We start from the raw sequence: 13908 nt of genomic DNA on the forward strand, positions 1-13908 counted from the left end.
GGCGGGCCGTTCTCGTGTCCGGCCCCGAAAAGTTTTCCGAAGAAATCAGGGGCGAGGTTGTCGGATCGGGGCGAAGGCGTTCGTAGCAGGGGTGAGGCCGCCCGCGAGGGGCGGCGCCGAGGCGAAGGAACCGCTCATGAAGCTGACGACCATCACCCAGATCACCCTCGACGGAGTCACGCAGGGAAACGGCGGTGCGTCGGACGAGGACCGCGGGAACGGCTTCGAGCGCGGCGGCTGGGCAAGGGGGAAGGGTGACGCCGAGACCGTGGCGTTCATCAACCGGACCTACGAGCGCGCCGACGCGTTCCTGTTCGGCCGCCGGACCTACGAGCTGTTCGCCGGCTCGTGGGGAACCATGACGGCCCAGGACATCCCTGGCTGGGAGCCCGTCCTGCGGGCGTTGAACGCGAGGCCGAAGTACGTGGCGTCGACCACCCTCACCGAGCCGGCGTGGTCGGGCACCACCCTCCTGTCCGGCGACCTCGCGAACGCCATCGCGGACCTGAAGGCCAAGCCGGGCGGTGAGCTGCAGGTGCACGGCAGCAGCACCCTGATCCGGTGGCTGCTGGAGCACGAGCTGGTCGACGAGCTCACCCTGATCGTCATCCCGGTGATCGTCGGTCAGGGCGCGCGCCTGTTCCCGGAGAACGGCCCGGATCTCGCGCTCGACCTGGCCGAGTCGCGAACCGACTCGAAGGGCGTGACGATCCAGGTCTACCGGCCGGCCGGGCGTCCGCGGTATGCAACTGCCTGAAGCGCGCCGTCCCGACACCACAGGAGGTGATCCCCGGAATGCAGTACCTGGTTTCCGTGATCGACGACAAGAGCAACCCCGGCAGCACGGACCGGGGACCCGCCATCAGCGAGTTCAACGAACGGCTGATCGCCGAGGGCCATTGGGTTTTCGCGGGCGGACTCGCCGACACCGATTCGGCGACGGTCGTCGACAACCGGGGCGAGCAGGCGTTGCTCACCGACGGGCCGTTCGTGGAGTCGAAGGAGTACCTCGCCGGCGTCTGGGTGTGGGAGGCCCCCGATCTGGACGTGGCGCTCAAGCTCGCCACCGAGGCGTCGAAGGTCTGCGATCGGAAGATCGAGGTGCGGCCGTTCCGGTGAGCGACGTCGACGAGGCGATCACCCGGGCCCACCACGGCGAGTGGGCACGGGTGGTGGCGGCCCTGACCAGGCGCTTCGGCGACCTCGACATCGCCGAGGAGGCGGCGGCCGAGGCGTTCGCGACCGCCGTCGAGCGGTGGCCCGCCGACGGCGTGCCCCCGAACCCCGGCGCCTGGCTGACCACCACCGCCAACCGCAAGGCCATCGACCGGATCCGGCGCGAGAACAAACGCGACGACAAGCAGAAGGAGGCCCGGATGATGCACGACGACGACCCGCCCGGGCCTCCCGTCGCCATCGACGACGACCGGCTCCGGCTGATCTTCACCTGCTGCCACCCGGCGCTGTCGACGGAAGCCCGCGTGGCGTTGACGCTGCGCCTGGTCGGCGGGCTGACCGTGCCCGAGATCGCCCGCGCGTTCCTGGTGGCCGAGAGCGCCATGGGGCAGCGGATCACCCGCGCCAAGGCCAAGATCAAGGCGGCCCGCATCCCCTATCGCGTGCCGTCCGCCGAGGATCTGCCTGCCCGCGTCTCCAGCGTGCTCACCGCGCTGTTCCTCGTGTTCAACGAGGGCTACCTGGCCACCGGCCCCGGCACCGATCCGCTGCGCCACGACCTGACCGCCGAGGCCATCCGGCTCACCCGCCTGATCCGTGCCCTCCTGCCGGACGACGGCGAGGTGGCCGGGCTGCTGGCGCTGATGCTGCTGACCGAGGCCCGCCGCGCCGCCCGGGTCTCGGACGGCGGCGAACTGATCGCCCTCGACGAGCAGGACCGCGGCGTCTGGGACACGGCGCTCATCGCCGAGGGCCACCGGCTGGTGCGCGAACGCCTCGCCGCGGCCGCCGCCGGGGTGGCCCCGGGGCGCTACCAGATCCTCGCTGCGATCAACGCCGTGCACACTTCCGCCCGCGACATGCGTGACACCGACTGGTCGCAGGTCCTCGCCCTCTACGACCAGCTCGTCCGCCTCGATCCCTCACCCGCCATCGCGCTCAACCGGGCCATCGCGGTCGCAGAACTCGACGGTCCGGAAGTGGCGCTGGCGGCTGTCGACCGCCTCGGGGACAGGCTGGCCGGTTACCACGCCTATCACGCGACCCGCGCCGATTTGCTGCGCCGGCTGGGCCGCGGCGGGGAAGCGCGCGAGGCCTACGACAAGGCCATCGATCTGGCGGGCAACACCGCCGAGACAGCCTCCCTGACCCGGCGCCGCGACCGGCTCTAACCGATCGCGGAACACCGCCTCGGGACCGTTCGCCGACCGCTCACCGACCGACCTCACCCGTTCGAACAAAAGTTCTAAAAATTGTCGGTACCAGGGTGTTCAATGGTCAGGTGAGCACTTCAACGACCGCTGTCTTCGACGTCATCGACGAGGTCATCGCCCCGCTGGCAGCCGAGGTTCCGGAGCGTCCCTCGGTGATGGAGTTCTACGATCCCGAACTCGCCGTGCCGCCGGTGCTGGCCGGCGAGGAGCCGACTCCAGGGCTCACCCTGGCCGAGGAGGTGGAGCAGTACACCCGGTTCGTGAGCGGGATGGCGACGATCGGGCTTGCCCCCGGTGGTGAGGTCACGCCCGAGGCCGTCGGGCTGTATCGCGCGCTGCGCGGCGGGTTCATCCGCGGTGTGGTGACCGGGGTCTTCCCGTCGCGGGCGGAGCCGTGGGAGGTCCGGTTCTTCGGCGACGAGGACTACACCACGGTGCTGAACAAGCTCGGCAGGCGAGCGCGGCTGCGGTCCGGTTTCCTCAGCGCGCTGCCGGGCTGGGTGTTCGACGGGCTGCCCGACCATCCGCCGGGTCCCGGCGAGACCGTGCGCATCCAGACGGACGCGGGCGGGCTGATCCCGCTGCGGGCACGAGAAGCCGTCGAGGTGATCCGTGCGGGCGCTTCGCGGCCGAGGCACGGCACGGTCCTCGTCGATCTCGCGGTGCGGAACTCCATCCTCGCCGAGTACCCGCACGGCGCGTTCGGCCTGGTGGACAACGACCTCGGCCGGTACCAGTTCAGCGCGGCGATGGACACCGATGGCCGCTGGACGCTCACCTGGGGTCCGGCCAGCCGGTCGATGGCCGAACAGTGGATCGTGAAGGCGGTGCAGAACCATGCGTGAACCGGCGACGGTGAAGGAACTGATGAAGCGCGCCGCCGAGCCGGTGCTGCGCGCGGTGCCCGAGCGGCGGAGCGTGTACCTGGGCTACGACCCGGAGATCACCGACGACGAGATCCGCCGCCTGTGCCCGTCGTACGACGAGCCCGCGGATCTCGTCACCCAGGCCGAGCGGTACGCGGCCAAGGCGGCGATGCTCGAAGAGGCCGGGCTGATGGAGAACGGCGAGATCCATCCCGCCGCGGTCCAGATGCACGGCGTGATGCTGCGGGGTTCGGTGCGAGGCGTCCTCACCGGCGTCTTCGCGTCGGCGCCCCGCTCGGTGCGGGTCGATTGCTACGGCGACGGGCATCAGGCGGTCGTCTGGCGGATGCGGTCCGGGCGGCGGACCACGTTCAGCCTGAGCGACTTCGGCGAGCTGGGCGCCCGCGTCTTCGGCGGGCTCCCGCACGTCCCGGCCGGTGAAGTGGCCCCGATGCGCATCCGGATCGACGAGCACGGCGTGCCGCTGGCCGGTCAGGACGAGGAGGTCGGCCTGGTCGGGGACACGCTGAACCGGCCGCGGACCGGCACGGCGATCCTCGACCTGGTCGCTTTCGGCGGGTTGAACGCCGAGTACCCGGACTACGGATTCGTGATCGTCGACAACGATCTGGGGAGGTTCGTGTTGTACGCCGCCCCTTCCGAAGGGTGGCTGATGTTCGGTGGAATGGACCGCCGCGCACTGGCGGGCTGGCTGCACGAGGCGGTGGACTTGAGCCGGACGTAGCCGTCTTGGGCGATGAACGAGGGGGAGGGCGGCATGGACCTGGACCGGCCGGCGGCCGACGCGTGGTTCCGGCGGCGAGGGCTGCCGATGGTCATCCACCGGCGCAGGCGAGGGGCGGGCATGCTGCGCCGCTCGACCCCGGGCCTGATGTTCCTGTGCCTGCTCGACCTGCTGCTCGCCGGGCTGGTGCGGCTGCTCGACGTTCCCGAGGAAGTGCTCGAAGCCCGGATGCGCGAGACCGGTCTCGCCTACGTCCTCGGCGTGCTGGCGCTGACGTTCGCCGTGGTCGTGGTGCCGCTGGTCGGCGGCCGTTTGATGGCGAAGCTGCTCCGGACGCTGCGGCGCACCCGGGTCCGGTTGGCCGTCATGGCGGCGACGATCGGTTTCTGGGTGCTGGTGCTGCCGCTCGGCGAGCGGGTCACCGGGCTGGTGTCGTGGGAAGACCCGCTGTGGGCCGCCGTGCTCGTCAACCTCGCCGCGCTGGCCGTGCTGATGCTGCTGGTGCGGATCGGTGTCGGCTCGATCCTGACCTGGGCGGCGCGGAGCGCCGTCGCGCAGGTGAGGGCGATCGGCTCTCTGGCGTCGCGGGCGTTGCCGCTGCTTCTGCTGGTGGTGATGTTCAGCTTCTTCACCGCGGAGCTGTGGCAGGCCGTGGAACGGCTCACCCCGGGGCGGTTGTGGCTGGTGGCGGGCTTCCTCGTGCTGATCGGCGCGGTGTTCCTGGCGTCGATGCTGTCCGACGAGATGAAGGAGCTGAAGTCCTGGACCGTGGACCCCGGGGCGGCGGTTCTGCGCGGCACGCCGTTCGACGACGGTGACGCGGCACCGCCGGTGCGCCGTGCGCTGTCGAAGACGGAGCGGCTGAACATCGCCCTGGTGCTGTTCTTCGCCCAGGCCGTGCAGATCGTGGCGTTCGGAGTATTGGTGTTCGTCTTCTTCATCGTGTTCGGGGTGCTGATCCTCCAGCCGGAGGTCGTCACGGAGTTCGCCGGCCGGGAATCGGCGCCCGGAACACTGCTGGGTGTCCCCCTTCCGGTCAGTTCCGCACTGGTCAATGTCTCCCTTTTCCTTGCGGTTTTCTCCGGTTTGTACTTCGCCGCTTCAACCGCGACAGATGCCCGGTACCGGCGTTCTTTCTTCGAGCCTTTGCTGGAAGATGTGAAGATCAGCCTCGCTGCGCGTGATATTTATCTGGCCCATTGGGCGGATGTGCGCCGGGCCGAGGTGGTTACCCTGGAAGCAGAGGACATTCCTTAGTGAGGTGGTCACCATGAGCGGGAAGGGCGGAACTCCCTTCTTCGATGCCCCGGACGTCGTGAAAGGCGATGGCACTCAGGCAGATCCTCCGGGCGACACATTCGCCGACCCATTGTCCGGGCTGGTCACGACCGGCACGGCCGCGCAAGCGAACTCGTCGGCGGAGTCCGACGACATCCGCGTGCAGGTGCCGGGACCGGTCCAGCACGACCCCGAAGTCGTGAGCAGGATGGTCAACGCGGCCATGCTCGCGGACGACCAGCCCGCCGACGGCCAGGGCGCCGAGCACTCGGCCGGCCTGCCGCCGGGAAAGATCGTGAGCACGGTCGGTGAGCAAGGCCCTACTCCGATCGGGATCCTGCCCCAGCAGCGCACGTGGCCCTCGAGGCCGCCTCAGCTGCTTCGCCAGCCCCGTCGTTTGAAGCAGGAAGAGCCCGTCGAGGTCGACGAAGAGGCCGAGTTCGAAATACGGCGTGCCAAGCGTTCCAAGCAGCTTCCGAAGCTCGGCAAGCCGTCGTCGAACACCACCGGTGTGATGATCGCGATCGCACTTCTGATCGTCTTCGCGATCCTCGCGATTCAGCTGCTGGCCAGCCTGTTCAACAGCATCGCGGGGATCTTCGGGTAACCCGTCCGGCGGTAGCGCCGGACGGGGCCGTCCGCCCGCACGTCACCCATCGGGATACCCTGGCCATACGGTCGGGGGACTCGGCGTTGACCCGGGTCGCGCCCGGCGTCGCGGTGACTAGTGGGGTGGGCGTATCAGCGAGGGCGTGCAGTCGGTGCCCGAAGCGGGCACGGATGGTTCGGCGGGCCGTGACACTTCCACCATGCACCGCGTGCGGCGGGTGCTGGCGATCAAGCCGTTCCGCCGGATCTGGGGTGTCTCGTATCTGTGCAGCGTCGCGGACTGGCTGAACCTGCTGACGCTGACCGGTCTGGTCACCAAACTGACCGACAACTACGCCGCGCAGAACTTCGCGTTCGTCGGCGTCGTGCTGACTTCGCTGCTGCCCGGCCTGCTGTTCGCGCCGCTCGGCGGGCTGCTCGCCGACCGGTTCGACCGGCGCAAGGTGATGGTGCTCTGCGACCTCGGCCGGTGCGGTTTCCTGCTGTCGATCGCGTTCGTCGGCACGCCGTGGTGGGTGTTCGTCGGCAACTTCCTGGTCGGCTGCTGCGCGATGATGTGGATCCCGTCGAAGGACGCGGCGGTGCCGAACCTGCTGCGCCGCCCGGACCAGGTCGAGACGGCCAACCAGCTCGGCATGGTGATGACCTACGGCCTCGCGGTGATCACCGCGGCCGGGGCGAACGCCGTGCTCACCGGCAGCAACACCACGTTCCACTTCTTCCAGGGTGACGCGCAGCTCGGCATCGCGAAGGTCGCCGTCGTCATCACCGGCCTGCTGTACCTGACCAGCGCGATCGTGATCGCCACCCGGATCCCCGAACTTTCGCTGCGCAACGTCCACTCGGTCGAGAAACCCAAGGTCAAGGCCGCCGACGAGGAGAAGTTCGGCTTCCGCCAGATGATCTCCGACGGCGCCCGCTTCGTGCGGACGACGCCGTTGGTGCGCGGGCTGATGATCGGCGCGTTCGGTGCGTTCGCCGCCGGCGGCGCGGTGATCGGTTCGGCCAAGCCGTATTCGTCCAGCCTGCTGGCCGGTGATGCGGCATTCAACCTCCTCGTGCTCGCAGTCTTCCTCGGGCTCGCCACCGGGATGGCCGTGGCCCCGAAGCTCGCGCGGCGGCTCGCGCACGACAGGCTGTTCGGGATCTCGATCGTCGCCGCGGGCCTGTGCCTCATCGTCGTCGCGCTGTCGCCGCATCTCGCGGTCTCGCTGGTGGCTGTCGCCGCGGTCGGTGTCTGGGCGGGGACGGCGTTCCTGACCGGTGTCACGATCATCGGTTCGCGGATCGAGGACTCCATCCGCGGCCGGATCAACGCGATCTACCAGTCGCTGATGAAGATCGTGCTGTTCGGCTCGACGATCCTGGTGCCGGTGCTGATCAGTGCGGTCCAGACGACCGAGATCAACCTGTGGGGCGGCACGATCTCGATCGACGGCACGCGGCCGGTGATGGTCGGCGGCGGTGTCCTCGCGCTGCTCGCCGGGATCTTCGCGTACCGGCAGATGGACGACAGGCGCGCCGAGCCGATCCTCGCCGATCTCCGCAACGCCCTGCGCCGCAGCCCGCGCCGCGTCAACGGGCTGCTGATCGCGCTCGAAGGCACGCGGGCGATCAACACCGAGACCCAGGCCGAGCGGCTGGCCGAATGGCTGCGCGCGGGTACGCGTCCGGTCGTGCTGGCGGCCGACCCGGCGCTGGACGACCAGCGGCTCGCGAAGCTGCTCTCCGGCGCTTCGCTGACCGGTGCACGAGCGCAGGCGCTCGCCGCCGCCGCGGTGCGGGCGGACATCGTGGAACGGGACATCCAGCCCGCGCTCGACGCCGGTTCCGTCGTGGTGATGGAACGGTTCGTGGATTCGCCGCTGGCGCATCTGTCGGCGGTCGCCGGGCTGGACAGCCAGGAACTCGAAGGGCTCGCCGACTGGGCGACCGGCAGGTTGCGGCCCGACATCACCGTCCTGCTCGACGCCGATCCCGGCACGGTGATGCGGAAGTCGGCGTCGCTGGACGCGCAGTGGCGGGTGCAGCATCTGCTCACGGAGATGGCCGCCGCCGACCCGGACCGGTACGTGGTGGTCGACGCGGAGGGCACCGAAGACGAAGTGAGTGACCGGATCCGGACCGCGATTCGCGCGGTGCTCGTCGGCAGGCTCGCCGGACTCGCTCCGGCGGAGGAAAAGGTCGAGGTCAGATGACGGAAGCCCCGGTGCTGATCGGTGTCTGGAAGCAGCTCGTCGGCCAGGAGCCCGGCGCGCGCACGCTTTCCACGGCGTCGGCGGCGGCCGCGCGGATCATCGAGAACCAGCCTGTCGCGCCGGGGGCGATGACCCACGCGTGGCTGGTGACCGGTCCGCCGGGTTCGGGTCGCTCGACCGCCGCCAGGGTGTTCGCGGCGGCGTTGCAGTGCAGCACCGGCACCGGCTGCGGGGCCTGCCCCGGTTGCCGCACCGTGCTCGCGGGCACGCACGCCGACGTCAAGCTCGTCGCGCCGGAAGGCCTTTCGATCTCCGTCGCCGAAATGCGTTCGCTGGTCCAGTCCGCCGCTCGCCGTCCGACCACCGGGCGGTGGCAGGTGGTGATCATCGAAGACGCCGACAGGCTGACCGAAGGCGCGTCGAACGCGCTGCTGAAGGCCGTCGAGGAGCCGCCGGACCGCACGGTGTTCCTGCTGTGCGCGCCGTCCGATCACCCGGACGACGTCTCGGTGACGATCCGCTCGCGCTGCCGTCTGGTCACCCTGCGGACTCCGCCCGCCGAGGCGATCGCGCAGGTGCTCGTGGAACGGGACGGCATCGATCCCGAACGCGCGCAGTGGGCCGCGTCCGTCTCGAGTGGACACGTCGGCCGCGCGAGGCGGCTCGCCACCGACGAGGCCGCGCGGCAGCGGCGGGCGACGGTGCTGCGGATCCCGCTCGGCCTGCGGCGTCCGTCCGATGTGTTCACCTGCGCGGATCAGCTGATCAGCGCGGCCGAGGCCGACGCGGGCGAGGAGAGCAAGGTCCGCGACGAGGCCGAGCGCTCCGAACTCCGCACCGCGATGGGCGGTGACGGCATCGGAAAGGGCGTCTCGGGCGCGAAACGAGCCGCCGAAGCCGCAGTGAAACAACTCGAGAAACGCCAGAAGTCACGCGCGACCCGGACCCAGCGGGACACCCTCGACCTCGCGCTGGTGGACCTCGCCGCGTTCTACCGGGACGTCCTCGTGACCGCGAGCGGCGCGGGCGCGACACTGAACCACCCCGACCACGCGTCGGAAATCTCGCAGGCCGCCTCCGCCTGGGCGCCGGACTCGATCCTGCGCCGCCTCGAAGCGGTCCTGGAATGCCGCGAAGCCATCGACCTGAACGTGAAGCCGCGCATCGCCGTCGAAGCCATGGTCACCACCCTGCGCCAAGGCTGAACCCGCGTAACCCCACCCCCCGCCCGTCCCAGGGGGGCGACCCCGAGTCCAGTTTACCGGGGTTGAGGGCGGAAAAGTGCTGGTCGGGCGAGTTGTCCACAGGTAGGGGTGGTTGTGGACAACTGCTGTGGGTAAGTGAAGCGGCTTCGGGTTTCGGATGCCTCGGGTGGTGCCCCCAATGTGGCATTGGAGACGCTCAACGTCCCCAATGCCACATTGGGGGCAGCTTGCGGAAGCGGTCCGAGAGAAGCGAAAGCGGGGAAGGCCCCTTCAGCTTCCTCGGGAGGAACCCGGGCCATGGAGCGCCGGAAGTACATGAAGGCCCCCTTCACTGCGTCTAGCGCAATGAAGGGGGCCTTCATGTACTTGAGGGTCGAAACCCACAGTGGATACCCAGGCGACCGGTACGAACGGGCCTCTCACGCGGGGGCAAGGCGCGAAAGGACCGTTCATCACCCTCCTCGCCCCGTCTCAGTCCAGAGAGTCCTCGGAACGCGGACGCGGCGAAGGCTTGAAGCCCGGCACGTCCTTGCGGGAGATCGGAACCATCGCGAGCCGGCGCCGTCCCGGCATGGCGGCCACGAGGACCACGCCGATCAGCAGCATCGTGGTACCCATCCAGAACATCGGCACCGTGTCGTAGGCGGCGTTGGTGTAGGCCAGGTTCTTGACCGGGCCCTTCGGCGCAGCGCCGCCGTTGTTGCCCGCGGGCGGCGGAGTCGTCGTGCCGCACTCGACACCGCCGGTCGGCGCGTACGCCCGGGCGATCTGCTCGCCGAGCGACACCTGGGCCAGCGACGAGGGCAGCTTCTTCGCGGCGTCCGGCGGCAGTGCCTTCTGCAGCGCCGTCGTCGGCAGGATCTGCAGGTCCAGCAGTCGCGCCGAGGCGCCCATCTGGAAGCCCTTGAACGGCGACGTCATGTCGCTCGACTTCTGGTTCAGCCCGGCGATCGACAGCTTCAGCACCCCGAGGTCGAGGGTGAGCCCGTTCCCGGCCTCGCCGCCCGGAAGCTGTTTGGTGGCACCGTCGAGCATCTCGGCGAGGCCGCCGATGACCGGCACGTTCTTCAGCTGCTCGAAGCCGGGGACCTGCTTGAGCGACGGCAGCGGAATGCCGATCGGGATGTCCTTGGCCGGGTTGTTCGCGTCGAGGGTGAACAGCACCTTGTCGCCGCGGACGACCTGCAGCACCGGCGCGGTGTACTCGACCTTCGACGTCTTCTTGTCGCCGGTCGAGGTGACCCGCAGCGTCGGCTGGCTGGCGACCCTGATCGTCAGGCCGAGCGGCGTGCCCTTCAGCAGTTCGATGCTGGCCGCCTGCAGGGTCGACGTCGATTCGACGGCCTTGTTCTTCGTGCCGGGGATGTCGACCAGCCGCACGGTCGAGCGCGACGACAGCGTGTTCGGCAGGCTCAGTACCGCGCCCTTGCCGTCACTGTTGGCGCTGGTGCCCGAAAGCAGCCCGCCCAGACTCGCCAGCGGACCCGGAAGCCCGGCGAGCCCCGCCTTGAGCTGGTCGCTCGCCGCGGTCAGCTGGTCGGCGCCCGGGATGTTCGGGATCGACGGCAGCAGTGCGAGGTTCGCGATCGACGTGCTCGAGTCGGCGATCGTGCCGACGCACGGCCCGAGCGTCGGGCTCCAGCGCGCGTGCGCCTCGCCGTTCAGCAGGCCGAGATTGAACAGCGGGTTCTTCGGCGCGTTGAGGCCGCCGCTGATCGGCTTCGGGTTGTCCGGCAGCGCGGTCTGCACGAGGCTGCCGGGCGTCTGCGGCGCGTTGCCCGCGGCGGACAGGCCGAACGGTGACGACTGTGCGATCGACCGCTCGTAGCTCAGGTAGGCCTCGGAGTTGGCCTGCGCGCTGGAAAGTCCCATCCCGGCTTCGAGCGCGGACTGCTTCGGAAGCTGGTCACTGACGCCGGGCAGGATCGCGCTCGTCGGCACGGCGTTGGGCAGCAGCCGCAGCACGCCGAGCGCCGCTCCCGCGTCGCCGACGGCCTTGCCCAGCGGCTGCGGGCCGATCGGAGACGACATGGGCGGCTGTCCCGGGTTGGCCGGTTCGGGGATCGGCGTGGTCGGGATCGTCTGGGCGGTCGCCGGGGCCGCGGTCAGCAAGAGCAGAGCCGCGGCGGCCGGAAGCGCCAGCACACGGGGCAGTCGTCGCCGCATGAACAGGTCCTCCAGTGGGGATGGGCCGGTCTTGGGGGACTGAGACCGGCGTCATAGGACCCTAACGACGGTGGCCCCGGAAGGTGACGTTCAAGCCTCCGCTACACTTGTCTCCGTCATCGGGTGCGAGTCCGATGTACGCCGCCTTAGCTCAGTCGGCCAGAGCGATTCACTCGTAATGAATAGGTCAGGGGTTCGATTCCCCTAGGCGGCTCAAGCGTTTGACCAGGGACTTTCCGGATTCCGGAAGGTCCCTGGTTGCTTTCTGTGTAGCCATTCGTGTAGCCAGCCGGTCGTAGACTGGCTTCATGACCAGCGCAAACGGCCCCCGGAAGCGCATTCGCGGCGAGATCATCAAGCTCCCCAGCGGGTCACTCAGAGTGAAGGTCTACGCGGGTATCGACCCTGTCACGAAGAAGCGGTACTACCTCGACGAGGTGGTGTCCGCAGGACCTAAAGCCGCAGGCCAGGCTGAGAAACTGCGGACGAAGTTCCTCAACCAGGTCGACGAGAAACGCAGCTCACGCACGAGCGCGACCGTGGATCAGTTGATGGACCGGTACTTCGAACTGGTGAAGATCGAGGAAACCACCCGAACGGGGTATGAATCTCTCGTCCGAATCCATGTTCGGCCATTGCTCGGCGGCTCGAAGCTGAGCCGACTCGACGGCGAGATCCTCGACTCCTTCTACAAGCAGCTCCGGACTTGCCGCGCCCATTGCCAGGGCCGCAAGTTCGTCCAGCACCGGACTGAGCGGGCACATGAATGTGATGACCGCTGCGGGCCGCACAAGTGCAAGCCGCTGGCAGGCAGCTCGATCCGGAAGATTCAGGCGATCCTGTCCGGCGCCGGACAGCGTGCCGTTCGTTGGGGGTGGCTCGGCGTCAACCCGTTCGACCTGGCTGAGTCGGTCCCCGTGTCACGCCCGGAGCCGAAACCGCCTACATCCGAGCAGGCGGCGGCCATCGCGAACGCGGCATGGCAGGACGTCGATTGGGGAATGCTCGTCTGGCTCGCGCTGATGACCGGTATCCGGCGCGGTGAGCTGTGCGCGCTGAAATGGGATCGGCTCGACGTCGGCAAGGGCGTTCTGACGATCCGTTCGAGCATTGCCCAGGAAGGTCGCCGGACGTGGGAGAAGGACACGAAGACCCATCAGCAACGCCGGATCACGCTCGACGCTGACACGGTCGCGTTGCTTAGGGCTTACCGCCAGCGCTGTGCGGAGCGCGCCGGAATCGGCTCCGAGATGCCCGCTAGCGCCCGAATCTTCTCCCTGTCGCCAGATGGGAGCACGTGGCTCAAGCCGGACTCTGTGAGCCAGCGGTATGCGCGCATGTGCGAGCGGCTCGGCTGGGACATGAACATTCACCAGCTCCGCCACTACACGGCGACGGAGTTGATCGCGGCCGGAGTCGACGTGCGAACGGTCGCCGGGCGGCTCGGCCACGGTGGAGGTGGCTCGACGACGCTCAAGGTCTACTCGGCTTGGGTCGCCGAGGCGGACCAGCGCGCGGCCGGAACGCTCGCGGGACGGATGCCGGAGTTACCGGTGGCGCTGAGCGCTGACGGTGAGTTCCCGGCGGCCGTGGTCCCGGATGACGACGCGGCACCGTATCGGCGGATCGCTGCTGATCTCCGCGGGGCGATCGTGAGCGGCATTCTTGCGCCGGGTTCGCAGCTTCCGACCGTCGCAGCTCTGGCCGAACGCTATGGCGTCTCGTTCGGCACGGCTCAACGCGCAATCGCTCAGCTCCGAGCGGCGTCGCTCGTGACCGTGAGCCGTGGCAAGCGGGCCGTCGTCGCCAACGCTGAAGCCGCCGCCGACGCTAAGCCCGCGAAGGTGATCGGCTTGCGCGCTGTCCGTGAGAAATAGTTCGCCCTCCTCACCTGCACGCGAGGAGGGCGGTAGATCCGACTTGCGACGTCCGTCTGTAGGCAGAACCGCAGGTCAGCCACCGTGGTGCAAAGGTGCACCAGGGGACGTGACAACTGTAGTAGAAAGGCGGACCACGCTTGGGATGTTGGGCCTCTCGGCGTGGCGAGATGTTTTTGTCGGAACTTTGGGGCAGCATCAATGAGCACAGGGGCTGCACCCCGAAAAATTTCCGTCTGTAGGCCAAACCGGAAGGTGATCAATTTGGCAGTATGTTGTGGCGTGTTGGGCCACCGTGTGATCTGGCAACGGCTAGTGATTCTCGTGGTGGTCATCCTAGTGGCCGCATCCTTGACTTGGTTTGGAATGTCCGTTGCAGGTGCTGTGTCCATCGTGGGCGCGGCTTCGATAGTCGTTCACCGTATCTCGACCGTTTCGGCTCCCCGGCCCAAGTTGGGTTAGCTTCATGCTGTCTGACCTGCAGTTGGACGCCAGTGGCGCTGACTGCAGGTCAGCCATTTTGGGCCCATGAACTCGTTCGCAGACTCGCGGGTTACGGAGATTCAATGACGCA

General features: G+C 68.7%; 11 protein-coding genes and 1 tRNA gene. 11 read left to right on the forward strand and 1 reads right to left on the reverse strand.

Annotated features, from left to right (window positions below):
- Nucleotides 1-136 precede the first annotated feature (136 nt).
- The 9 genes from ACLJPX_RS37245 to ACLJPX_RS37285 all read left to right on the forward strand — a co-directional run bounded on the left by ACLJPX_RS37245 (nt 137) and on the right by ACLJPX_RS37285 (nt 9291).
- Entirely contained in the window at nt 137-757 is a 621-nt protein-coding gene (locus ACLJPX_RS37245) for a dihydrofolate reductase family protein (protein ID WP_410604993.1), read from the forward strand.
- A 38-nt stretch (nt 758-795) separates the two neighbouring features.
- Nucleotides 796-1119: a YciI family protein gene (locus tag ACLJPX_RS37250; RefSeq protein WP_410604994.1), complete on the forward strand. Its 324-nt coding sequence runs from the start codon at nt 796-798 to the stop codon at nt 1117-1119.
- Nucleotides 1116-2348, forward strand: a complete 1233-nt coding sequence (locus ACLJPX_RS37255; protein ID WP_410604995.1) for an RNA polymerase sigma factor — start codon at nt 1116-1118, stop codon at nt 2346-2348. The genes ACLJPX_RS37250 and ACLJPX_RS37255 overlap by 4 nt, the downstream gene beginning before the upstream one ends.
- Before the next feature lie 95 nt (nt 2349-2443).
- Nucleotides 2444-3235, forward strand: a complete 792-nt coding sequence (locus ACLJPX_RS37260) for an ESX secretion-associated protein EspG (RefSeq protein WP_410604996.1) — start codon at nt 2444-2446, stop codon at nt 3233-3235.
- Nucleotides 3228-4001, forward strand: a complete 774-nt coding sequence (locus tag ACLJPX_RS37265; protein ID WP_410604997.1) for an ESX secretion-associated protein EspG — start codon at nt 3228-3230, stop codon at nt 3999-4001. Before ACLJPX_RS37260 ends, ACLJPX_RS37265 begins: the two co-directional genes overlap by 8 nt.
- Before the next feature lie 33 nt (nt 4002-4034).
- Entirely contained in the window at nt 4035-5258 is a 1224-nt protein-coding gene (locus ACLJPX_RS37270; RefSeq protein WP_410604998.1) for a hypothetical protein, read from the forward strand.
- A 13-nt stretch (nt 5259-5271) separates the two neighbouring features.
- On the forward strand, nt 5272-5886 hold the full coding sequence (locus tag ACLJPX_RS37275; protein ID WP_410604999.1) for a hypothetical protein: 615 nt from the start codon (nt 5272-5274) through the stop codon (nt 5884-5886).
- A 145-nt stretch (nt 5887-6031) separates the two neighbouring features.
- Nucleotides 6032-8086, forward strand: a complete 2055-nt coding sequence (locus ACLJPX_RS37280) for a bifunctional MFS transporter/dTMP kinase (protein ID WP_410605000.1) — start codon at nt 6032-6034, stop codon at nt 8084-8086.
- Nucleotides 8083-9291 (forward strand): DNA polymerase III subunit delta', encoded by a 1209-nt coding sequence (locus ACLJPX_RS37285; protein ID WP_410605001.1) that lies wholly within the window; start codon nt 8083-8085, stop codon nt 9289-9291. The genes ACLJPX_RS37280 and ACLJPX_RS37285 overlap by 4 nt, the downstream gene beginning before the upstream one ends.
- A gap of 471 nt (nt 9292-9762) precedes the next feature.
- Here the strand turns inward: ACLJPX_RS37285 and ACLJPX_RS37290 are convergent, their stop codons facing one another.
- Complete coding sequence (locus ACLJPX_RS37290; RefSeq protein WP_410605002.1) at nt 9763-11457, reverse strand: hypothetical protein; 1695 nt, start codon at nt 11455-11457, stop codon at nt 9763-9765.
- Between the two features lie 140 nt (nt 11458-11597).
- On the opposite strand from ACLJPX_RS37290, the gene ACLJPX_RS37295 reads away from it, so the two are divergent.
- Nucleotides 11598-11671 (forward strand) — tRNA-Thr (locus tag ACLJPX_RS37295).
- A gap of 94 nt (nt 11672-11765) precedes the next feature.
- Nucleotides 11766-13334 (forward strand): tyrosine-type recombinase/integrase, encoded by a 1569-nt coding sequence (locus tag ACLJPX_RS37300; RefSeq protein WP_410605003.1) that lies wholly within the window; start codon nt 11766-11768, stop codon nt 13332-13334.
- Nucleotides 13335-13908: the final 574 nt, after the last annotated feature.

The sequence above is a fragment of the Amycolatopsis sp. lyj-90 genome, assembly GCF_046549035.1.
Classification (GTDB): domain Bacteria; phylum Actinomycetota; class Actinomycetes; order Mycobacteriales; family Pseudonocardiaceae; genus Amycolatopsis.